This is a genomic window from Nocardia sp. CA-151230, assembly GCF_050942175.1.
Classification (GTDB): Bacteria; Actinomycetota; Actinomycetes; order Mycobacteriales; family Mycobacteriaceae; genus Nocardia.
The window spans coordinates 7,381,100-7,401,738 of the sequence record NZ_CP192061.1 but is presented as its reverse complement, the minus strand read 5'-3'; the positions used below and the strand labels follow the sequence as shown (position 1 = coordinate 7,401,738).

General features: G+C 66.2%; 20 protein-coding genes, 1 tRNA gene and 1 other RNA gene. 14 read left to right on the top strand and 8 right to left on the bottom strand.

Features of this window, described 5'->3' with window-relative positions:
• Nucleotides 1-64: 64 nt before the first annotated feature.
• On the bottom strand, nt 65-661 hold the full coding sequence (locus ACQP1O_RS34865) for an NADPH-dependent FMN reductase (RefSeq protein WP_433562606.1): 597 nt from the start codon (nt 659-661) through the stop codon (nt 65-67).
• A 144-nt stretch (nt 662-805) separates the two neighbouring features.
• Between ACQP1O_RS34865 and ACQP1O_RS34860 the strand changes: the two genes are divergently transcribed.
• The 9 genes from ACQP1O_RS34860 to ACQP1O_RS34820 all read left to right on the top strand — a co-directional run bounded on the left by ACQP1O_RS34860 (nt 806) and on the right by ACQP1O_RS34820 (nt 9,374).
• The gene (locus ACQP1O_RS34860; protein ID WP_433562605.1) at nt 806-1,663 is read left to right on the top strand and encodes a helix-turn-helix transcriptional regulator; all 858 of its coding nucleotides are present in this window, start codon (nt 806-808) and stop codon (nt 1,661-1,663) included.
• Nucleotides 1,664-1,856: 193 nt separating this feature from the next.
• Nucleotides 1,857-2,975 (top strand): peptide chain release factor 2, encoded by a 1,119-nt coding sequence (gene prfB / locus ACQP1O_RS34855; protein ID WP_433562604.1) that lies wholly within the window; start codon nt 1,857-1,859, stop codon nt 2,973-2,975.
• Nucleotides 2,976-3,105: 130 nt separating this feature from the next.
• The gene (locus ACQP1O_RS34850; protein ID WP_433562603.1) at nt 3,106-3,966 is read left to right on the top strand and encodes a mechanosensitive ion channel family protein; all 861 of its coding nucleotides are present in this window, start codon (nt 3,106-3,108) and stop codon (nt 3,964-3,966) included.
• Nucleotides 3,950-4,132: a hypothetical protein gene (locus ACQP1O_RS34845; RefSeq protein WP_433562602.1), complete on the top strand. Its 183-nt coding sequence runs from the start codon at nt 3,950-3,952 to the stop codon at nt 4,130-4,132. Before ACQP1O_RS34850 ends, ACQP1O_RS34845 begins: the two co-directional genes overlap by 17 nt.
• A gap of 57 nt (nt 4,133-4,189) precedes the next feature.
• Complete coding sequence (gene ftsE, locus ACQP1O_RS34840) at nt 4,190-4,879, top strand: cell division ATP-binding protein FtsE (protein ID WP_033090942.1); 690 nt, start codon at nt 4,190-4,192, stop codon at nt 4,877-4,879.
• Nucleotides 4,879-5,784 (top strand): permease-like cell division protein FtsX, encoded by a 906-nt coding sequence (gene ftsX / locus ACQP1O_RS34835; RefSeq protein ID WP_433562601.1) that lies wholly within the window; start codon nt 4,879-4,881, stop codon nt 5,782-5,784. The genes ftsE and ftsX overlap by 1 nt, the downstream gene beginning before the upstream one ends.
• A 233-nt stretch (nt 5,785-6,017) precedes the next feature.
• A complete protein-coding gene (recQ, locus tag ACQP1O_RS34830) occupies nt 6,018-8,159 on the top strand; it encodes a DNA helicase RecQ (protein ID WP_433562600.1) in 2,142 nt (713 codons plus the stop codon).
• Nucleotides 8,160-8,272: 113 nt separating this feature from the next.
• Nucleotides 8,273-8,345: transfer RNA gene (locus tag ACQP1O_RS34825), tRNA-Glu, on the top strand.
• Nucleotides 8,346-8,705: 360 nt separating this feature from the next.
• Nucleotides 8,706-9,374, top strand: coding sequence for a slipin family protein (locus tag ACQP1O_RS34820; RefSeq protein WP_433562599.1), 669 nt, complete (start codon nt 8,706-8,708; stop codon nt 9,372-9,374).
• 42 nt (nt 9,375-9,416) lie between these two features.
• Here ACQP1O_RS34820 and ACQP1O_RS34815 read toward each other — a convergent pair whose 3' ends face one another.
• A complete protein-coding gene (locus tag ACQP1O_RS34815) occupies nt 9,417-9,740 on the bottom strand; it encodes a putative quinol monooxygenase (protein WP_433562598.1) in 324 nt (107 codons plus the stop codon).
• A gap of 187 nt (nt 9,741-9,927) precedes the next feature.
• On the opposite strand from ACQP1O_RS34815, the gene smpB reads away from it, so the two are divergent.
• Nucleotides 9,928-10,404: an SsrA-binding protein SmpB gene (gene smpB, locus ACQP1O_RS34810; RefSeq protein ID WP_154787106.1), complete on the top strand. Its 477-nt coding sequence runs from the start codon at nt 9,928-9,930 to the stop codon at nt 10,402-10,404.
• 114 nt (nt 10,405-10,518) lie between these two features.
• Nucleotides 10,519-10,891: a transfer-messenger RNA gene (gene ssrA, locus ACQP1O_RS34805) on the top strand.
• 42 nt (nt 10,892-10,933) lie between these two features.
• Here ssrA and ACQP1O_RS34800 read toward each other — a convergent pair.
• A complete protein-coding gene (locus tag ACQP1O_RS34800; protein WP_433562597.1) occupies nt 10,934-12,052 on the bottom strand; it encodes a PucR family transcriptional regulator in 1,119 nt (372 codons plus the stop codon).
• 153 nt (nt 12,053-12,205) lie between these two features.
• Here ACQP1O_RS34800 and ACQP1O_RS34795 point away from each other — a divergent pair, with 153 nt between their 5' ends.
• Complete coding sequence (locus ACQP1O_RS34795) at nt 12,206-12,583, top strand: nuclear transport factor 2 family protein (RefSeq protein ID WP_433562596.1); 378 nt, start codon at nt 12,206-12,208, stop codon at nt 12,581-12,583.
• 88 nt (nt 12,584-12,671) lie between these two features.
• Here ACQP1O_RS34795 and ACQP1O_RS34790 read toward each other — a convergent pair whose 3' ends face one another.
• Nucleotides 12,672-12,884, bottom strand: a complete 213-nt coding sequence (locus tag ACQP1O_RS34790) for a DUF5302 domain-containing protein (protein WP_379379247.1) — start codon at nt 12,882-12,884, stop codon at nt 12,672-12,674.
• Nucleotides 12,885-13,019: 135 nt separating this feature from the next.
• Here ACQP1O_RS34790 and ACQP1O_RS34785 point away from each other — a divergent pair, with 135 nt between their 5' ends.
• Entirely contained in the window at nt 13,020-13,493 is a 474-nt protein-coding gene (locus ACQP1O_RS34785; RefSeq protein WP_433562595.1) for an NUDIX domain-containing protein, read from the top strand.
• A 243-nt stretch (nt 13,494-13,736) separates the two neighbouring features.
• Here the strand turns inward: ACQP1O_RS34785 and ACQP1O_RS34780 are convergent, their stop codons facing one another.
• Nucleotides 13,737-13,973: a hypothetical protein gene (locus ACQP1O_RS34780; protein WP_433562594.1), complete on the bottom strand. Its 237-nt coding sequence runs from the start codon at nt 13,971-13,973 to the stop codon at nt 13,737-13,739.
• A 691-nt stretch (nt 13,974-14,664) separates the two neighbouring features.
• On the opposite strand from ACQP1O_RS34780, the gene ACQP1O_RS34775 reads away from it, so the two are divergent.
• On the top strand, nt 14,665-16,938 hold the full coding sequence (locus ACQP1O_RS34775; RefSeq protein WP_433562593.1) for a serine/threonine-protein kinase: 2,274 nt from the start codon (nt 14,665-14,667) through the stop codon (nt 16,936-16,938).
• Nucleotides 16,939-18,042: 1,104 nt separating this feature from the next.
• On the opposite strand, the gene ACQP1O_RS34770 is transcribed toward ACQP1O_RS34775, so the two are convergent.
• From ACQP1O_RS34770 to ACQP1O_RS34760, 3 genes are all read right to left on the bottom strand, one after another.
• Complete coding sequence (locus ACQP1O_RS34770; RefSeq protein WP_433562592.1) at nt 18,043-18,732, bottom strand: DUF899 domain-containing protein; 690 nt, start codon at nt 18,730-18,732, stop codon at nt 18,043-18,045.
• A gap of 86 nt (nt 18,733-18,818) precedes the next feature.
• Nucleotides 18,819-19,346, bottom strand: a complete 528-nt coding sequence (locus ACQP1O_RS34765) for a phenolic acid decarboxylase (RefSeq protein ID WP_433562591.1) — start codon at nt 19,344-19,346, stop codon at nt 18,819-18,821.
• 100 nt (nt 19,347-19,446) lie between these two features.
• A complete protein-coding gene (locus ACQP1O_RS34760; protein WP_433562590.1) occupies nt 19,447-20,607 on the bottom strand; it encodes a serine hydrolase domain-containing protein in 1,161 nt (386 codons plus the stop codon).
• Nucleotides 20,608-20,639 lie beyond the last annotated feature (32 nt).

Genomic DNA, 20,639 nt, shown 5'->3' with positions numbered 1-20,639 from the left:
ATCGAGTGGCACACCGGTGAGGTGATTTGCCCGATATCGCGCTCGCCGGTGTGCCACCCGCCGATCATGCGTGGACGGCGGCCGTGCGGGCCGCGGTGAGGGCGGTCGCCCACCAGTGGAGCTGCTCGAGGAGGCGGCCGGCGGATTCGTCGAATTCGGTGGGGTTGGGGAGGGTGCCGTCGGGGGCGAAGTGCAGGAAGTAGCGGGAGAAGGTGACGGTGGAGCGGACGGTGTGGGCGTTGAGTTCGTTGAATACCGTGCGCAGGGACTCGATGGCGAGCAGGCCGCCGGTGCTGCCGCCGTAGCCGACGAATCCGACCGTTTTGCGATCCCACTGCGTGAAGTGCCAATCGATCGCGGTCTTCAGAGAGGCCGGGAAGCTGCGGTTGATATCGGGCGTGACGACCACGAAGGCGTCGGCGTCGGCCAGTCGCTCGGCCAGCTCGGCGGTATTGCCGGGGCGCACCGGGTTCGGGTCCATGAGCGGCGAGACGGCGGGCAGGGCGTGCGGCAGCGGGTAGTCGGCCAGGTCGATGACATCCACCTCGAACCCCCCGTGGACGCGGGCTTGCTCGGCGAACCAGTTCGCCACCACCGGTCCGAAGCGGCCCTCCCGGACGCTGCCGATGATCACCGCGAGGCGCAGGGGAGTGCTGGTCATTGTGGGTCTCCTTCGAGATTCGCCGCGACCGGTCGGCCGCTCGAGATCAACTCTGCGAGCCCGGCCGAGCGCTAGGGAGACCATGCTGAGGGTGGTAGTGGCAGGGACACGATAAGAATCGCTCCCGTTGCTAGCGTCGAATAGGTGAGTGAGAACGAGCTGGGTCTGTTCCTGCGGCTGCGCCGGGAGGCGGTCACGCCCGCCGAAGTGGGCCTGCCGACGGGGCCGCGCCGCCGCACACCCGGCCTGCGCCGCGCCGAATTGGCCACACTCGCAGGAGTTTCCGTCGAGTACCTGACCCGGCTGGAGCAGGGCCGCGACCGGCACCCGTCCGCGCCCGTGCTGATCGCGCTGGCCGACGCGCTGCGATTGACCCCGGCGCAACGGGTGCACCTGCTCAATTTCGTCAAGGCCGGGGATCCGAACTTCAGCTGCCGCGGCGGTTCCGGGCCCAACCGCCGCATCCGCCCGGCCGTGCAGGCCATGCTGGATCAACTCGAACCCGCGCCCGCGGCCATCATGAACCGGCTCAGCGAGATCCTCGCGGTGACCGACGGCTACCGTGCCCTGTTCGGCCCGATCGGCCTGCTCGACGGCGGTCTGCCCGGCAGTTACGCCCGCTACGTCCTGGCCGACCCGCGCGCCCGCGACGCCTACCCGGACTGGGAACAGAAGGCCGACAAGGTGGTCGCCACCCTCAAACAGGGCCCCGGCCGCGCCGATCCCCACGTCAGTGCCCTCATGGATGAGCTGGCCGCCACCGTCGGCCCCGAATTCACCCGCCGCCTGGACACCCTCCCCGGCCTTCCCGACACCAATGGTGTGGGCCGCCTCACCCACCCCGAGTCGGGTCCCCTGCGACTGGCATACGAAACCCTGAACCTCTCCGCCGACGACGACCAATTCCTCATGGTCTACCTCCCGGCCGACGACGCCACCGCCCAGGCCCTGGACCGCCTGGTGGGCCGCCGCCCAGGCGGCCTCCGCGCCGTCGCCGGGTGATTTATCGAGATAATGCCTGGTGGCGGGTTCTTGTCCCGTTCGAGAGGTGGCAACTGATCTCGCAACGGTCGGGGTAACTCACCGGGTACGTCCAAAATCGGGTTGGCTCCCAACCGCCGGCACGGGTGCCTAAGTGACTACGGCACTTGGCCGTCCGCTGAAGGCTCGGGGAGGCGGGGTAGCCTTGAACATCGTGCATCCTGACGTCTCCGCTGATCTGGCCGAACTCGACACGACTCTGAAGACCATCGAGTCGGTGCTCGACATCGACGAGCTGGCTCGCCGCATCGACGAGCTGGAGCAGCAGGCGGCCGACCCGGAGCTGTGGAACAACCAGGAACACGCGCAGAGCGTGACCAGTCAGCTCTCCCACGCGCAGAGTGAAATGCGCCGGGTGCGCGACCTCCGCCAGCGGCTCGAGGATCTGCCCGTGCTCTATGAGCTCGCCGAGGCGGAAGAGGGTGCGGATCGCACGGCCGCGCTCGCCGACGCCGATTCGGAGCGGGCGAGCCTGCATGCCGATGTCGAGGCCATGGAAGTCCGGACCCTGCTCTCGGGCGAGTACGACAAGCGTGAGGCGCTGGTCAACATCCGCTCCGGCGCGGGCGGCGTGGACGCCGCGGACTGGGCGCAGATGCTCATGCGCATGTACGTGCGCTGGGCCGAGGGCCACAAGTACGCGGTCGAGATCTACGACACCTCGTATGCGGAAGAGGCGGGCATCAAGTCGGCGACCTTCGCGGTCAAGACGCCCTACGCGTACGGCACGCTGTCGGTGGAAATGGGCACGCACCGCCTGGTCCGCATCAGCCCGTTCGACAACCAGGGCCGCCGCCAGACCTCCTTCGCCGAGGTCGAGGTGCTGCCGGTGGTCGAGACCACCGACCACATCGAGATTCCCGAGAACGAGGTGCGGGTCGACGTCTACCGTTCGTCCGGCCCCGGCGGCCAGTCGGTCAACACCACCGACTCGGCGGTCCGCCTCACCCACATCCCCACCGGCATCGTCGTCACCTGTCAGAACGAGAAATCGCAGCTGCAGAACAAGATTTCGGCCATGCGCGTGCTGCAGGCCAAGCTGCTCGAACGCAAGCGCCAGGAAGAACGCGCCCAGATGGACGCGCTCAAGACCAACGAGGGCGCGTCCTGGGGTAACCAGATGCGCTCCTATGTGCTGCACCCGTACCAGATGGTCAAGGATCTCCGCACCGGTTACGAGGTCAACAACCCCTCCGCCGTGCTCGACGGCGACATCGATGCTTTCATCGAATCCGGCATCCGTTGGCGCATGCGGGAGCAGGCGACAAACTAACCATTGTTGGCGGCTCACTTCGGTGTTCGCGGCCTGCCCCGGTCTGGACTGACGTAGCGGGGGAGCGAAGCGGAGGAAGGAAGACCGGGGTTACGAGGGCCGCGAACCGCCGGAGCGAAGCGGAGGCAAAATGGGCGCAGTTCTCGCCGCCGGCACCGGAGCCGATCTCGGGAACTGGCTGCGTTCGAGCGGTCTCGAGATCGTGCTGCTGGTCGTCGGCGCCATGCTGTTCAGTCGCGCCGCGACCTTCGTGCGCGACCGCATCACTCGCAAGATCGACGCCGGCTTCCGCAGCAGCGATTCGCTGGTGCGATCGGAGGCGGCCAAGCACCGGCATGCGCTGGCGCAGGTCATCACCTGGGTGGTGCTGTCCATCGTCTACTTCCTGGTGTCGCTGGAAGTCTTGCGGCGCATGGGTTTCGAGCTCGGCGGACTGGTCGCCCCGGCCGCGGTGCTCGGCGCCGCCCTGGGTTTCGGGGCGCAGCGGATCGTGCAGGACCTGCTCGCCGGATTCTTCCTGATCACCGAAAGGCAGTACGGCTTCGGCGATGTCGTGCGCATCGCCGTCACTGGCAATTCGACCGAGGCCGAGGGTACGGTCGAGGACGTCACGCTGCGCATCACGACGCTGCGTAGCGCCGACGGCGAAGTGATAACCGTCCCGAACGGTCAGATCGTGAAAGTGACCAACCTGTCGAAGGATTGGGCGCGCGCCGCCATCGACGTGCCCGTTCCCGCCACCGCCGACATCAACAAGGTCAACGAGATCCTGCGCGAGGTGGGGGCCAAGGCCTTCGCCGATCGCAAGCTCAAAGCACTGCTGCTGGACGAGCCGACCGTCATGGGTGTCGAAGATCTCACCGTCAATCAGATGAACATCAAGATGGTGGCCCGGACGCTGCCGGGCAAACAGTTCGAAGTCGGGCGCGACTTGCGGGTGCGAGTGGCCGCCGCGTTGCGCCGGGAGGGTCTCAGTGTCGGTGCTGATTAAGAGAATGCGTAAGTCCACGGCGATCCTGATGGCCGTGTGGGTGGCAACATTCGTTCTGTACATCTTCGTCAAGCCCGCCCAACACGAGACCAACAGCACCCCGCCGATCATGAACACCATGCTCAGCAACTATCTGCCAAACACTTCCGGGCACACGGGCCGCTGAGCCCGAGTCCGCGCGGTGTAGTCGGCCGCTGCGTCGTGCTGGCTACACTGGCTCCCCGTGATAACCCTGCGCAACGTCACCAAGTCGTATCAGACCTCGACGCGGCCCGCGCTGGACAATGTCTCCGTCGATATCGGAAAAGGCGAGTTCGTCTTCGTTATCGGGCCCTCGGGCTCCGGAAAGTCCACGTTCATGCGGCTGCTGCTCAAGGACGAGAAGCCGACCACCGGTGAGGTGTGGGTCGCCGACTTCCGGGTCGACAGGCTGCCCGGGCGCAAGGTTCCCAAGCTGCGCCAGCGCATCGGCTGCGTCTTCCAGGATTTCCGGCTGCTGCAGCAGAAGACCGTGGAACAGAACGTGGCCTTCGCGCTGGAAGTGATTGGCAAATCGCGAGCATTCATCAATCGCTCGGTGCCCGAGGCGCTCGACATGGTCGGCCTCGCCGGCAAGGCCGACCGGCTGCCGGGTGAGCTCTCCGGCGGTGAACAGCAACGGGTGGCGCTCGCGCGCGCCTTCGTGAACCGGCCGCTGGTACTGCTGGCCGACGAACCGACCGGCAACCTCGACCCGGAGACCAGTCAGGACATCATGACGCTGCTCGAACGCATCAACCGCACCGGAACCACGGTCGTCATGGCCACCCACGACAACACCATCGTCGATGCCATGCGCCGGCGCGTGGTCGAACTCGACCGCGGGCGCATCGTGCGCGACGACGAGATGGGCGTGTACGGGGTGGGCCGGTAATGCGCGCGGGATTCCTGTTCAGCGAGGTCTTCACCGGCCTGCGCCGCAATGTCACCATGACCATCGCCATGATCCTCACCACCGCGGTGTCGCTGACCATGCTGGGCGGCGGTCTGCTGGCGGTGCGCATGGCGGACAAGATCCAGGACTACTACGTCCAGCGTGTCGAGATCCGGTTGTATCTCGACGATCAGGTCTCCAAGACCGATCCGGACTGCACCGGGCAGCCGTGCGCCTCGCTCATGGCGGATCTGAAGAAGCACCACTATGTGGCGAACGTGCAGTACATCAACAGCCAGGACGCGGTGAAGGAGGTCAAGGAGACCACCTTCAAGGATCAGCCCGGGCTCGCCGACGAGGTGAGCAAGGACGGGCTGCCCTCCTCGTTCCGGGTGAAGCTCGACGATGTCACCAAATATCGGTCCATCTATGACGATTTCTCCAAGCGGCCCGGCGTCATGACCGTGCTCAATGACATGGACATCGTGGACCGGCTGGTCAGCTTCTTCGTCGGATTGCGCAATGCCGCCTTCGGTTTGGCGGCGCTGCAGGCGCTGGCGGCGCTGCTGCTGATCGCCAATATGGTTCAGGTGGCGGCGCTGGCCCGCAAGACCGAGGTCGGCATCATGCGGCTGGTCGGTGCCACGCGGTGGTACACGCAGCTGCCGTTCCTGCTGGAGGCGGTGCTGGCCGCGCTGGTGGGATCGGTGCTGGCGGTGTGCGGTCTGTTCGTCGCGCAACCGCTGGTGATCAACCGGGCGCTGGGGTCGCTGTTCAACGACCAGGTGCTGCCGCGGATCACCGGCGACGACATCGCGGCCGTAGCGATGATCGTCACACCGATCGGTGTCGGATTCGCCGCTCTCACGGCATATGCCGCGCTTCGGTACTACGTCCGCGAGTAAGGGTGCTCCCCCGCCTCTCCGCGACTTCAGCGGACGGCCGAGTACCGTGAGCCGTTGCGCACCGGTGCCGACGGTTGGGTGCCGAACCGATTTTGGACGTACCCGGTGAGTTACCCCAATCGGTACGAGATCAGTTTGTCGCCTACGGACACGAGGCATCCACCGGGTGCGAAGTTCGGCGCATACGGGCCAACGGCATTCCGGTGTCGGGTGGTGTCCGTAGGATTGCGGGCGTGAGCGCGCCGGAGGTCGAGACCGTAGTCGGAAACCTGGATGCCGCCGGAAGTGATCCGGCGCACCAGGTGCTGCGAAAGACGTTCGGGTACGACAGTTTTCGCGGGCCGCAGCGGGAGATCGTCGACCAGGTGATCGCCGGTGGCGACGCCCTGGTGCTCATGCCCACCGGCGGCGGCAAATCGCTGTGCTATCAGATTCCGGCGCTGGTGCGGCCGGGCGTGGGCGTGGTGATCTCACCGCTCATCGCGCTCATGCAGGACCAGGTGGACGCCCTCAATGCCGTCGGCGTGCGCGCCGGATTCCTGAACTCCACCCAGTTCCCCGATGAACGGCGCACGGTCGAGGCGCAATTCGTGGCGGGCGAGCTGGATGTGCTCTACCTCGCACCGGAGCGGCTGCGGCTGGAGTCCACCGCGCAGTTGCTGGATCGCGGCAAGATCTCGGTCTTCGCCATCGACGAGGCGCACTGTGTCTCGCAGTGGGGCCACGACTTCCGGCCCGACTATCTGGGCCTGTCGATGGTGCACGAGCGCTGGCCGGACGTGCCGCGCATCGCGCTCACCGCCACCGCGACCGAGGCCACCCGCAAGGAGATCGCCGAGCGGCTGGACCTCACCCGCGCCAAGCACTTCGTGGCCAGCTTCGACCGGCCCAATATCCAATACCGGATCGAGGCCAAGAATCGGCCGGAGCACCAGCTGCTCTCGTTCATCCAGACCGAGCACGCCGGCGACGCGGGCATCGTCTACTGCCTCTCGCGCAATTCCGTCGAGAAGACCGCGGCCTTCCTGACCGCCAATGGCGTGGAAGCCGTGCCGTACCACGCGGGGCTGGACAATCGCATCCGCGCGACCAACCAGGCGCGGTTCCTGCGTGAGGACGGGCTTGTGGTGGTCGCCACCATCGCCTTCGGCATGGGCATCGACAAGCCGGACGTGCGCTTCGTCGCACACCTGGATCTGCCCAAGTCGGTCGAGGGCTATTACCAGGAGACCGGCCGTGCCGGGCGCGACGGGCAGCCGTCCACCGCGTGGATGGTGTACGGCCTCAGTGACGTTGTGCAGCAACGGAAGATGATCGACTCCTCCGACGGCGACGCCATGCACCGCCGCCAGCTGCAACTGCACCTGGACGCCATGCTCGCGCTCTGCGAGACCGTGCAGTGCCGCCGCGTCCAGCTGCTGGCCTACTTCGGTCAGCAGGGTGAGCGCTGCGGCAACTGCGACACCTGCCTCAACGCGCCCGAGGCGTGGGACGGCACCGTGCCCGCCCAGAAAGTGCTCTCCACCGTGCTGCGGCTCAAACGCGAACGCGGCCAGAGCTTCGGTGCGGGCCACATCGTGGACATTCTGATCGGCAAGCGCAATCCCAAGGTGGAGCAGCACGCACACCACGAGCTGAAGGTGTTCGGCATCGGCACCGAGCTGCGCGACATCGAGTGGCGCGGCGTCGTCCGCCAGCTGCTGGCCCAGGGCCTGCTCGCCGTGCACGGCGACTACGGTGTGCTCACCCTCACCGACGCCAGCAACCAGGTGCTGTTCGAGAAGCGCCAGGTCATGTTCCGGCGTGAGCCCGAACGCGCCAAGGCCGCCCGAACCGCCAAGCCCGCCAAGGCATCCCGCCTGGCCGCCGGCGACCTGAGCCAGTCCGACACCGACCTGTTCGAAAAGCTCCGCGCCTGGCGCGCGGCCACCGCCAAGGAACAGGGCGTCCCCGCCTACGTGGTTTTCCACGACGCCACCCTCCGCGAGATCGCCACCCGCAAACCCGCCACCCTGTCCGATCTCGCGGGCATCTCCGGCATCGGGGAGAACAAGCGCGCCAAATACGGTGAGGGCGTGCTGGAAGTGGTCGTCGCGGGCGGTTCGAGCACCGAAACATCAAGCTCCGCACCGGCTTCCGGTTCCGCCGTCGCCACGCCGCCCGGCCGGTCGGCGGCCTCGTCCCAGGGATCTCGGTCCGCGGCTCCGGGGGCGAGCTCGCAATCCGCGGTCCCCGAGCGGCGCTCCTCGCGGTTCGGCGCCGCGCCGGCCGCTGCGCCGAAGCCGAGCCCGGCCACCATCACCCCCGCCGACGAGATCCCCTGGCCCGACGAAGCGCCACCGGACTTCGACGAGCTCCCGCCCGACTACCAGTGACCAGTGTCCGGAAATGACCTCGCGCACGTCCAGTAGCAGGCGATTTGGTTGCTGGGCGGCGCCGCGATAAGCTTTCGGAGCTGCCGCGGTCCACGGATCGCAGCGAGCGACCTGGTCCCGTCGTCTAGCGGCCTAGGACGCCGCCCTCTCAAGGCGGTAGCGCGGGTTCAAATCCCGTCGGGACTACTGAGAAGGCCCTTCAGCGAATGCTGAAGGGCCTTTCTGTATTTCAGCGTCCATCCCGGGCCCAAAAATCATTGGCGTGCACCGCGATGCCGTGGCTACCGTGGGTCCCGGCTGTTCGAGAGGTGCCCCGGAATCTCCGGATCGTATTCCCCGTTCGAGGGCGGCCACGTCATTCAGGTTGGCGCAGAACAAATCTGCCGGGGTTCGATTCCCTTCACCGGTACGCCTCACCCGATCGGGTACGGCGCCGCGGCCCTGCGGGCTCCCCGACTTCGGTCGGGGGACGCCCCCGACGCGGTCCCGTGGTCGGGCGAGGCGTATCCGGTCACGCCGAAACCACTGTGGGGGAAGGAGATACACATGTTCACGACGGTCATGGAACACAAGACGGTCATGGAATACCAGCGCACGCTGCGATTCGAGGACGGCACCCTGCGGGAGGTTCTCGGCCCCGGGCGGCACCGCTACAACAAGGAGCGCTGCACCCTGGTCACCGTCGATATGCGCCCGCGTCTGCTGCAGGTCGGCGGCCAGGAACTGCTGACCCGCGACGGTCTGTCGCTGCGCGTCAGCTTCGTCGGCGACTGGGTGGTCACCGATCCGGTGACCTTCACCACCGGCGCCCAGTCCGCGGAGACCGTGCTCTACGCGACGGTCCAGGAGGTCGCTCGTGATCTCGTGGCCGCGCACACCCTCGACGAGCTGGTCGCCGACCGCACCCGGCTCAGCGGGGGCGCCGAGCGCGTGGCGGCGGCCGTCGAACGCCTCGGCATTCGTGTCGAGAGCCTTCGCGCCAAGGACCTCATGCTCCCGGGCGAGCTCCGCAGGGCCGCCCTCGAGACGGTGCTGGCGCGCGAACGCGGCCGAGCCGAACTCGAGCGCGCCCGCGCCGAGGCTGCCGCCCTGCGCTCGCTGGCCAATACCGCGAAGCTCCTGACGGACAACCCGGTCCTGCTGCGCCTGCGGACCCTGCAGGTCGCGGCCGCCCCGGGCAGCAAGGTAGTCCTCGACTCGCGGGAGAATGTCTGAGCACCGCCCCGGCCGGAACATCCCGTTCCGGCCGGGACCGGTTCAGGCCAGCGCGGTCGTATGGTTCTGTTCCCACACCTGGATGTGCGGCCCGAACTCGGTGAGGAAGGCCTGCACGTGCGGAGTCGAGCCGTGAGCGTCGAGCGCCTGCCGTGAATTCCAATGCTCGAAGCACAGGAACAGCGACGGGTCGTCCTGGTCGCGGTAGAACTCGTAGGTGTGGCAGCCCGGTTCTGCGAGGGTGGGCGCGGTCAGCGTCAGCATCGCCTGTGCGACCTGGTCGGCTGCCACGGGATCGACCTTGATGCGGATGAAAGCCGTATGCACGGAAGTCCTTTCGAGGAGAGTCGCTGTGAACTGGCTCACGCCAGCACCGTTCTCATCACTAACACCGGGCCCGCCGGGACGGGCTGGGCGCGTCCCGGCCACCGGAACAACCCGTCGGCCGGCGCGGTTGTACAACGAGGCCCGATTCCGTCACCGTGCGGGTTCGGGCCGGATCATCCGTAAGCTGGTTGGGCACTCCGGGCAGCGACGGGACGATAGAGGAGACATGAAGGAAAAGGGGCGCAAGGTCATCGCCAGCAACAAGAAGGCGCGGCACAACTACGCGATCCTCGAGACCTACGAGGCCGGGGTCGCGCTGGTCGGTACCGAGGTGAAGAGCCTGCGTGAGGGCAAGGCCTCGCTGGTCGACGCCTACGCCTCCATCGACGACGGCGAGGTGTGGCTGCGCGGCCTGCATGTACCCGAGTACGGGCACGGCACCTGGACCAACCACGCGCCGCGTCGCACCCGAAAGTTGCTGCTGCACCGCCGTGAGATCGACAAGCTGCTCGGCAAGACCAAGGAGTCGAGCCTGACCCTGGTCCCGCTGTCGATGTATTTCTCCGACGGCAAGGTCAAGGTCGAACTGGCCCTCGCCAAGGGCAAGCAGGACTACGACAAGCGCCAGGACCTGGCCCGACGCGACGCCGAACGCGAGGTCACCCGCGAACTCGGCCGCCGCATCAAGGGCATGCGCGGCTGATCCCGGGAACCCCCGGGTGACGGCGCGTTAATGGAATGAACCAAGGTTTGTTCGGTGTTAGGATAGGTAGCCCGGTGAGAGCCGGGTAGTTCATCTGAATCGGTGAACACAGACGGGGCTGAACGGTTTCGACTGCGTACGTTGATTCAGGGGAAGCGTGTCGGTGCAGGCAGGAGACCACCGTATAAGCGTCGCTGTAACCCTATAAGCGCCGATTCTCATCAGCGCGACTACGCTCTCGCTGCCTAAGCAACGAAGCGTGTCTGTCAGCCCGGGTTCGCCCTCGACCCGGTCCCTGGCATCAGCTAGAGGGCTCTACCGTCCGACGCGGTCGCGGCGCCGGACGGGACATCCAACAGCGACTGGGATCGTCATCTCGGCTTGTTCGCGTGACCGGGAGATCCGAGCAGAGGCATAGCGAACTGCACACGGAGAAGCCCTGAAGATGCGGCGGAGGACCCGGGTTCGATTCCCGGCAGCTCCACCAGAGGCGGCCCCGCAGGTCTGAGACCTGCGGGGCCGCAACCTTTTATGTCTCGGGTCCCGAGGCGGGATGTAGCAGGCTCGCCTGTAGTGCGAGATACAGCAGTGCGGCGTCGGCCGGGACGGCAAAAGCCTTGCCGGTGAGTCGCTCGATCCGCTTGAGTCGGTGCAAAACCGTATTGCGATGCAGGTGAAGGCGTTTGCCGACGGCCGACGTGGAGCCACCGAGCTCGTACCAGGCCAGGGCGGTTTCCACGAGAGCGTTGGAATCATCGGGGTGGAGAGGGTCGAGTGCTGCCAGTACGTCGGAGAGGACGTCGGCGGTGAGGCTCGGGTCGGCCGCGAGCAGCGCACGCACCGGTGCCGAGGCGTAGGTGTGGATACCGGTCTCGGACGGTGTCAGACATAGGAGGGCGAGGCGCGCCTGGTCGAGGGCGGTCGGTGCGTACACGAGGTCGGTGAAGGGGCGGCTGGCACCGGCCCGCTGTGATGTCGCGGCGCGGAAGGCGTGGTCGAGCGCACGAGGCGAGGCCGCCACGGCCAGGGTTACACGGTCGTCGGCGAGCAGAGTCTCGACGGTTGTCACCCCCGCCGCAGCGAGGCGAACATCGCCGACGAGGACCGCGAGCGTGGCTCCCGCAGGCAGGCGCATCCGGCTACGCAGGGTCTCACGCTGTGCGGCGGGGAGGTCGGGATCGAGCAAGGCCCGCAACAGCAGTTGATTCGGTCGTTGATCTCCGGACACGACGGTGCGCCGGTATGCGTCGGCGGCGGCGATGGAGTACTCGTCGACGGTGGCCCACACCCGGGTGGACAGTTGGGGAAGCATCGGGTGATCGACACGGTCGATGATGACTTCCCAGACCGCCATCCCCGCGATTCGGAAAGCGTGCAGCAGGCCGTCCAGCGGAAGGCCTCGCTCGGCCTTGAGCCGCCCGGTCCGGTGGGCCGGTTCCAACGAATAGCGTTTGTCGGCAATGGCATCCAGTAACTCGGCGATATTGTCGGCCACCAGGGTCGCCAGTTCGTCGTGGGTCAGCGCGGCATCGCCGTAGTCCCGCTCCTCGTGCTCGATCCGGGCGGTCACCCGGTCGGAGATCACAGCCACATCGCCTCGCAGCTCACCGAGAAGGCGGGGCCAGTCGGCCTGCGTGTCCCGTGTCACGACGGCCAACCGTAGTCCTCAATTGTGCACAGGCACAACGGAGCCGGTCGAAGTGGAGGCCTGCGCCTGTCGCCATGGTCGCCGCTCCCGGCGAGACTGAAGTTCCCCGACGCCGGATTACCTACCGGCTGAATAGATATGGAGTCATCCACCATGAGCGCTGCCACTCGCGAACTGTTCGAGCGATACCACGCCTGCTGGGCCGACCGCGACCCTGACCGGATAGCCGAGCTGCACGCTGCCGACTCCCTGTTCCACCTGCACGCGGGCCAGGAGCCGGCGCGCGGCCGGACCGCCATCCGCGAGGCGGCGGCGGGATTCTTGACCCTCGTTCCCGACCTGACGTTCCAGCTGGTTTCGCTGCGTGTGGGAGAGGACTTCTGGGTCAGTCGGTTCGAGATGACAGGGACCTCTTCGACCGGCAAGCCGGTCCAAATCGATCTCGCGGACTATGTCGTCGTCGAGGACGGCACGGTCAAGGAGAAGCACTCCTACGTCGATGGCGTCGCGATGCACGCCGCGCTGAACTAGGTCCATGAGAAGGCCCGGTCCACATGGACCGGGCCTTCGTCATTCCGATGTTCACGTGGCAGCCGGAGTTGCGGTGACGCTCCCGCGTCTAGCCGCCTGCTCTGCGGCGGAAGGTGCGTTTGCCGCCTGCCTGAGCGTGCGTGCCGCGCACCTTGGCGGAGTGTTGGGCGGAACCGCCTGCGGAGGCGTGGCCATTCTTTCGGTCGAGTGCTTCCCGGAACTTCCGTTTGGTCGCCTCCTCCGGCGACTCGATAGCATCACCCGCGAGTAGCTCGGCTGGGACTTCTTGTTCGTCGGCCATGGACCCAGCCTATCGTTGCGTTTCGCCTCTGGCGTGTCGCCGAGCGCGAGCGGATCATGCTCACCATGGCGCTCAGCGAGGCCGGGCGCAGACTTACTTGTGTCCGTGGGAGGTTCGGCCCGACCCGGAGGCCACATGAGCAGGATGTATCTGTGCCGTGACATCAACGGCGATGCCCACCTGGTGCCCGAAATTGAACTGGTCCAACGGACGTCCGCGTACCTCGTGGCACTTTGCGACAATGCGGTGCTGCTGGTTCGAGATGGCACCGGGCAGAAGGGGAGATGGGATCTACCTGGCGGCGGTCTCGAGCCTGGAGAGGGGCGTCTGGATGCTCTCGATCGGGAGCTGCTGGAGGAGACGGGACTTCGTCTGGCAGGTGAGCCCGCTTTTCTCTGTGAGTTCGTCGAATACTTCTATGACCTTCAGTCCCGGCGAGGTTGGGAGTCGACGCGGTGCTACTACGTCGGTGGTGTAGTGGGAACCGTGCGTCCTGACGGTAATGGTGTTGATGTTGCTGCCTGCCAATATGTTTCGCTCCCACTGTCCGCAGCCGAAGTCGGGGCGGTGGCACGGAAGATGACGCAACTGGCGCTGTCGTCTGGTTGATCAGGGGACGTTCCGGGGGATGGTCGGATTGCGGTGGTGAGCCGGCTCACCGGCTGAACAACGGCCGAGCCGAGCAGAAGTTGTCGCGTCCGGTGCGGCAGTCGGGGCCGCCTCGCTTCTGGCCAGTCTTCTGCTCCTGCAAAGCGGTTGCCATTCGTTGGCAGAGCACGGCGCGAGCGCTCTGTCTCGGGTTCGCCGACTGTGTGGTCGTCGCCCTCCACTTCGAGGTGACTCTGTTCGACGCTATGTGCCGTGCGACAGATCGATATCGGTCCAGCGCAACCCGCATACCTCCGAGCGGTGCGGACCGCAGGAGGACATCAGAAACACGGCGTGCAACCGGTCCACGGTTGCCTCGGTGGCGAAGATCTGCACCTGCTCCCTGGTCCACCCACCCGAAGCGGTGACCTCGGTTCGCCGACACCCATAGACGAAATTCGAGACTCCCACGGTGACCGCGTCATCGATGAGCCGGGGCAACGGGCCCCTTCGAGTCCGCGGGTCCGTTGCGGCCGTTGCCCTCACCACCGTCCGCGGTGCAGACGACGCCGCCGACGTCGGTCTCACTCCTGGCGGACGGGCCGGCGTAGACAAGGAACCAGGGGAACACGCGGAATCGCGTCGCGCAGCGGACCGGCCGGTTGTACAACCGCGATGGAATCGGCGCCGACCAGCGGTGCTGTGCCGGTACCCAGGGCGGGAGATGTTGCCCAGGGGGTGAAAACGATCGCCACCTATGGTGGCTATTCGGGACGAGCGGCGGCGCCGAAGATTCTTGTCGAGGCTGCTACCAGCGAAGCGGCGGACCTCACCCATCGCGCGCCGATACACGAACCAGCTTCCGAGGAGTTCACGAATGCCGTCCACCTTTGTCGCGGATGTTTGCGACTGAGCCGATGCCTACCGCGCTACACCTTTCTCCGCGAGAAGGGCCGCGAACTGGTCGCGGAGGCGGTGAGCTGCCGCGCACTCGCCCCCGACGCACGGGCGATGGTGGTCCGGCCGTCCGTGCCGTCCAGAAGCGAATCGGGCGGTGCCGTCGCCGTGTCCGCCAGGACGCGAGCCATCGCGGGCGTTCTTCGATTGCCCGTATACCGGAGCGATCGCAGTACCGGCCGCGCGCTGCACGCTGCGCGCAGCATGCAGCGGACCAAGTTCTCCAGGCGAGTTCGTGGAACGAGACGGTGCTGCCATCAGCAGTGAGTTGCCAGTATTCGCTGGACGTTTCGGCGCGAGAGCCGGTCGATACCCGAGCATTCGTAGCACGTCGGGCAACACCGTTGGACTACAATGCGAAGGGTCATGGATTGTGTGGCAGTGGTGTCGCACTTTCGCCGAAGGGCCCGAAGCCGCGTCGTCGACCAGTTGGCAAGTCGACAATGTTCAAGCGCCGATTCTCGATCTTGACCAACCTGCGCACATTACCCGCAACGCAGGCAGGGCCGTCATGACCAACCTACGGCAGCCACTGACGCCAGGGTCGGCGTTCGGGAAATATCGCCTGCGTCGGCTGATCGGCTCCGGCGGGATGGGCAGGGTATTCGAGGCACTCGACACCACCAAGGGTCGGGTGGTCGCGTTGAAAGTGCTGCCCGAACAGCTGGCCGACGACCCGGTCTATCGGGCCCGGTTCCGGCGCGAATCCCACATCGCCGCGCTGCTGCAGGAGCCCCACGTCATCCCGATCCACGACTATGGCGAGATCGACGGGCTGCTCTACATCGACATGCGACTCGTGCACGGCGAAAGCCTCCGCAACGTGGTGAGAACCCACGGCCCGCTGCCGCCTGAGCAAGCTGTCTCGGTGATCAGCCAGATCGCGGCCGGACTCGACGCCGCACACCATGACGGCCTGGTCCATCGTGACGTCAAGCCGGACAATATCCTGCTCACCGACGAGGGGTTCGCCTACCTGGCCGACTTCGGCCTGGCCAACACGAACACCGACGAACGCCTGACCCAGACCGGATCGGCGATCGGCTCGTTCAGCTACATGGCACCCGAACGTTTCCGAGCCGGCCCGGCCACCCCGGCTGTCGACGTGTATGCCCTGGCGTGCGTGTTGCACGAATGCCTGACCGGCACCCGCCCTTACGCGACCGACGGTGGTGACGCCGCGATCATGCGGGCCCACATGATCGAACTTCCACCCCGGACGAGCAGCTACGCACCGGGAATCCCGGTCTCGATCGACGCTGTCGTCGCGCGCGGCATGGCGAAGTCGCCCGATGAGCGCTACTCCAGCGCAGGCGAACTGGCCGCCGCCGCCCACGCCGCACTTGCATCGTCTACCGGCGACGCCGGAGACCATAGTCCCCTCGCCGTATTCGAATACGATCCCACCGTGGCGGCGCATCCCGCACCCCGGGCGACCTCCACATCCGAGGCGAGATCCGTTCCGGCACCCAAGCGTCGGCCACGCTTCCTCTGGATCGCCGCTACCGCGGCCGTTGCCGCCGTCGTGGCCGTCGGAGCCTGGCCGCTGCTCCACAAGCCCACACCACCGACCCCGGGGGCGGCGAAATCCGAATTCACCGAGGATGACGTCACCTTGCTGAAGAACGTGGGAGACCCTTACAACCGCAGCGTCTGTCATCACCGGAACCCGGAGGCGATTCTGGGGGAGAAAGCCCATCTCACCTGCGACGAGATTCCCGAAATCCGCACGCCCAGTGCGGAGTTCCACCTTTTTCCCAGCGCCGACGCACTAGGCAAGGCCTATCACGCCGTAGCGTTACAGACAGCGTTGAAGACCAGCAACTGTCCGGACGATCCACCCGGCCCCGACGGCCCCGCGACGAGAGACGGCAGGCAGGTCGGGCGGATGGCCTGCTTCGCGAATACCACGACGACACCGACATCGGGCGTGATCCAAACCGACGACGCGGCCATGAGCATGGCGGTTTTCTCCTTCACCGACTCGGTGGGCGGTAGCGCCGCCCTGTACTGGACACTGCACGACACGGGAGAGGGGAATTCGCAATTCCTGACTACTCCGAGGGACCCGGACGACTACACCCCGGCCGACCGCGATCTGCTCAAAAAACTGCCCAAGGCCTACGACCCGCGATACTGTCGACACGAGTCACCCGTGAGCGATGCGACCGCCGCCGTTCTATGCTTCGGCAACGAGTCTGGTGCGCCGACAGCAAGGTTTCTCCAATTCCCCAACCATCCGATCGCGACCCAGTTTTTCGATGGTGTCATAAGGAAGTCCGGCGGGCGCGCGTGCGACGGTTCAACGGTTTCCGAGCAACCGTCGATTCGAAATGGCACGACCGTCGGCCGGTTCACCTGCCTCACCGATCCCGTGCCGACGCTCGTTGCGTTGGATCAGAGCAGTGACATCGCCATCCGAGTCAAATCCGTCGGTCCCGATTCCCCCTCCAACCGTCCCAAGACCGATCAGGGATTGTCCGATTGGTTCAAGAAGAACCCGCTGTAGACGCCGATGTTTCCGCCGCGTCGGCAAAACCAGCGTCGACCAGACGTCGATAACTCGCGTGATGAGGACTGACGAAGTCAACTGGTCTTCGGGCAAACCGTGTCTGGCCTCGAAGCCTCTGCGTTCGTGTTACAGGGGAACCTGGGTGCCGCATGCAGTCCACCCTGGTCCGGGGCCGGGGAACACGGATAGATGGCGCGGAGCCTCCGCCCCTCCGCGACATGGAGAACCACCCCCGCCGCCCGGCAGGGAACTGAGTTAGCAGTCGAAGTGAGGGCACCGTGGCATCGGCGGATGCCCGTGGCTTTGCGAGGCGGCATCGAACGACGACGCGGAGGCCGCCGGTGGTGCAGGTAGCGGCAGCGACCCCGACATCCCCAGGACGCTGGGGCCGAACAGCATGAGTCCACCGGTAAGGGTCATCGACAAAAGGATGCGGCGCCGGGCACGCGAGCACATTCGCCTGCCGGGCTTCCCGGGACGAGAAGACAGAAACTGAGCAGCAAGAGGCATCTGCATCACATCCCTGGGCGTGGTATCGATCATGACGTGGACAGGGTCAATCCTTGTCTGTGAACGGATCGAGCAACACCCACCCCAGGGTGAAACCCGCACCCGCCCTGACTGCCCGGCCGATCGGATTTCGGTCAACAGGGTCACTCCTTCTGTGACCGATTCGATGGTCACGCCGAACCCCGTGCGGGCAGTGACTGAACGCAGGTCAGCAGAGGTTCTCCACTGTGCCGGCGTTGCAAACTCGCGGCAGAGTCCACGCGCACCAACCCGCCGACGGCAATACCAGCAATACCCCCACCGTCAGTGCAGTGAGACAGCTGGGTGCGGCTCGGTGGCGGTTGTAGCGTCCGCGGTATCCGGCTCGGCAACACCCTCAGCGAGGGGATCTCGCGCCCACCTGCTCCTGCTCAGGGTCGGCTGGTCCGGGTTGCGCTTCGGACTTGCCGCCACCGATTCCGCAGCACAGCAGCACCGTCAACACTCGCATCCAGAACAATGAACGGAACGGTCGGTTTGCTGTGAATCATGGTGGACAGGAATCCAACTCGATTCTTGATCGGCCGGGTATTCGTTATTCCGTTGGCAGTCTCAAGTATTCGGATCGCCGTAGGTGGCGGCGATGTCTTTGGAGCTGGGCCAGCGGTTGTAGGTGGGGGACTGGGGCCAGCCGGTGGGGACGTCTTGCCAGTCTTCCTGGCGGCCGTAGGGGAGGAGGTCGATGAGGGGGAAGGTGTGGGTGAGTTGTTCAACGCCGCGGCCGTTGGTGTGCCAGGTGCGGTAGACCGTGTCGCCGTCGCGGAGGAAGACGTTGACGCCGAAGCCGCCGCCGGGCGGGGCGTCGATGTCCGCGCCGAACGGGCTGTTGGCCGTGGAGTACCAGGGCATCCGGTTGCCGACGCGACGTTTGTAGGCGAGGGCCTCGTCGATCGGGCCCTGGGTGACGATGACGAAGCGGGCGTCGTAGAGGTCCAGGAATTCCAAACGGGTGAATTGCGAGGTGAATCCGGTGCAACCCGGGCACTGCCATTCCTCGCCCGGGAACCACATGTGGCTGTAGACGATCAATTGGGACTTACCGGCGAAGACGTCGACCAGGCGGACCGGGCCGTCCTCACCTTCCAGGGTGTAGTCGGGCAGTTCGACCATCGGCAGGCGGCGGCGCTGGGCGGCGATGGCGTCGAGCTCGCGGGTCGCGGCCTTCTCACGGATACGCAGTGCTTCGAGTTCGGTCCGCCAGGTGTCGATGTCGACGACGGGCGGCAGCGGGTTGATGCTCACAGGGTCCTCCCTCACCGGGTTCACAGAGCGTGCTGTAGGCATAGACGCCGCGGGCGCGCAGAACTCATCGGTGACCCGCCGTCGAATCAGTTGATGCGATTCGCGTAATCGAGGGGGAGTTTGGCCGGTGGGCGGTCGATGACGGTGTCGTCGTCGGGTTCCCGGATTTCGAGGTAGGTGATGCGGCCGGTGGAGGCGATCAGGGTTTGCGGGTAGGTCGGGCCCTGGTCGCGGTCGGCGATGATCTGAGGGATGTCGTCCTCGTAGCGGCCCAGGGTGCTCTCGGGTAAGTCGAGCATCCACTGCGGATAGCAGATCGTCGTGTGCACCCGGCGCTCGCCGAGCCAGACGATGAGCACGGTGACCGTCCCGGTCGGCTCCACCCAGGCGAGCTTGTACATATCGCCGCTGAGCTGGATCATCTTCGCCGGTTGCGCCGTGGACCAGCGCCCGAACATCGGTCCCATCAGGCAGCGGAAGGCGACAGTCTGCGAATTGCGTATGTAGAGGTCGTACTTCCAGCCGTTCTCGTACGCATAGATCAGATGTCGCCCGACGATTCCCGACAGGTCACCGGCCAGGGCCGGTGCGGCGGTGGCATCCTCGGCGCTCATCGCTAACTCCTCTCGGCCGACCTGCGTCAGGACCCGGGCGTCGCGCTCAGCCTATCCCGCTGAGCACGCCATCCCCGACGATCTCCATGGATGTTCCACATCAGGGCAGGGGCAGGGGCGGCGGGCGGTCGGGTACCAGCAGGGTGGCAATGGCGGCGCCGATGAGGATGGCGTTGTCGGTGTCGGGGTTGGCGGTCGGGCCCAGGGTGGCGTAGACGACGATGGTGGTGTCGGATTCGGTGTCGTAGAGGGCGATGCCGTTGTAGCCGCCGTAGGCGGGATTCATGAACAGCCAGTCGCCCATGTGGGGGACGCCGAAGGCGAAGTATTTCTGGGCGGTGAGCGGGCCGAGGCCGGCGGTGGAGGGGGCCATCATCTGCTGGAACTGGCTGCTGGAGAGCAGTTCTCCCTTGCCGAGGGCCCGGACCCAGCGGCCCACGTCGGCGACGGTGGAATTCATGTTGCCGGAGTGCAGGAAGGCCGTCGGGTTCCAGAAGGTGGCGTCTTCGAAGATCTTTCGCTCGTCGGTGTACCCGTGCAGGATCGGCTCGTCGATCCGGGCGATGCGGACCACCGCGGAATGCCGCATGCCGAGCGGGCCCAGGACGTACTGGGAGATCAGATCGCCCAGCGATTTGCCGCTGGCCAGCTGCAGCACCTCGCCCAGGACGACCAGGTCGCTGTGGGCGTAGGCGAAGCTGGTGCCGGGATCGAACAGGGGCGGGCGGGCATTGGCCAGGTCGAACAGCTCCTGGGCGGTCCAGGTGTGGAACGGATTGTCGGCGAAGCGTTTCAGGAAGCCGGGGTCGGTGACGTAGTCGGAGATTCCGGAGGTGCTGTCGGCGAGCATGCGCGGGGTGATGCGGTCGGCGCGCGGGAAGGTCGGCAGCCATGTGGCGATCGGCTGGTCCATGGACAGGGTGCCGGCCGCGTCCAGATGCCACAGCACGGTGGAGAGCATCGGCTCCATGGGCTGGCCCACCCGCAGCTGCATGTCGGTGGTCGCCGGGATGCCCAGCGGCGAGTCGCCCGCCGCGCCGATGATGATCGACTCCTTGCCCCGCCACACCCCGAAAACCGCTGCGGTGAGGTCGAGTTGGGTCAGTTTGGTGCGCACGATATCGGCGATCTGCGCGGCTTCGGGGGAATTGGTGCCGGAGCTCTTCGTCTCACCGCCCCGATCGGATCCGCAGGCACCGGTGGCCACGATCAGCACGATCGCCAGGACCGCACCCACTCGGCACCGAGTCGACACACCCATCACCCGATCCCTTCATCGAAGAAGACGGCCCG

Bases quoted from the DNA above. Each gene is read 5' to 3' on its own strand.
- ACQP1O_RS34760 (WP_433562590.1), bottom strand. From the start codon at position 20,607: ATGGGTGTGTCGACTCGGTGCCGAGTGGGTGCGGTCCTGGCGATCGTG.
- ACQP1O_RS34850 (WP_433562603.1), top strand. From the start codon at position 3,106: ATGGGCGCAGTTCTCGCCGCCGGCACCGGAGCCGATCTCGGGAACTGG.
- ACQP1O_RS34795 (WP_433562596.1), top strand. From the start codon at position 12,206: ATGAGCGCTGCCACTCGCGAACTGTTCGAGCGATACCACGCCTGCTGG.
- ACQP1O_RS34790 (WP_379379247.1), bottom strand. From the start codon at position 12,884: ATGGCCGACGAACAAGAAGTCCCAGCCGAGCTACTCGCGGGTGATGCT.
- ACQP1O_RS34865 (WP_433562606.1), bottom strand. From the start codon at position 661: ATGACCAGCACTCCCCTGCGCCTCGCGGTGATCATCGGCAGCGTCCGG.
- ftsX (WP_433562601.1), top strand. From the start codon at position 4,879: ATGCGCGCGGGATTCCTGTTCAGCGAGGTCTTCACCGGCCTGCGCCGC.
- ACQP1O_RS34765 (WP_433562591.1), bottom strand. From the start codon at position 19,346: ATGAGCGCCGAGGATGCCACCGCCGCACCGGCCCTGGCCGGTGACCTG.
- ACQP1O_RS34820 (WP_433562599.1), top strand. From the start codon at position 8,706: ATGTTCACGACGGTCATGGAACACAAGACGGTCATGGAATACCAGCGC.
- smpB (WP_154787106.1), top strand. From the start codon at position 9,928: ATGAAGGAAAAGGGGCGCAAGGTCATCGCCAGCAACAAGAAGGCGCGG.
- ACQP1O_RS34785 (WP_433562595.1), top strand. From the start codon at position 13,020: ATGAGCAGGATGTATCTGTGCCGTGACATCAACGGCGATGCCCACCTG.